This is a genomic window from Bradyrhizobium sp. RD5-C2, assembly GCF_019972155.1.
Lineage (GTDB): Bacteria > Pseudomonadota > Alphaproteobacteria > Rhizobiales > Xanthobacteraceae > Bradyrhizobium.
In genome coordinates, this window is record NZ_BOVL01000039.1 from 1 (window position 1) to 268 (window position 268).

At 61.2% G+C, this 268-nt stretch carries 1 protein-coding gene; it reads right to left on the reverse strand.

Annotation, left to right across the window (positions count from 1 at the left end; genetic code table 11):
- Window positions 1-6 precede the first annotated feature (6 nt).
- On the reverse strand, window positions 7-268 hold a 262-nt coding region (locus BraRD5C2_RS33595; protein ID WP_463671638.1), incomplete at its 5' end, for a DinB/UmuC family translesion DNA polymerase.

The following is a 268-nucleotide window of genomic DNA, read 5'->3' on the forward strand; positions in this document are numbered from 1 at the left end:
ATCGCGTCAAATTGGCAGGTCCAGTTGGGGTCCCACCTGATCTTGGTCATGGAGCGCGGAGAGCGAGACGCCCAGTAAGCGGACGGGCTTCGGGAAGGGCATTTCGTGCTGCAGCAGGCCGATGGCCAGACGCTCGAGGTCAGCGCGGCTCGATACCGGGGCTGATACGGATCGGCTGCGCGTAATGATCTCGAAATCAAAGAACTTGACCTTTAGCGTCACTGTGCGCCCCCGGACGCCGGTGCTTTCGCAATGCCGCCAGATCTTG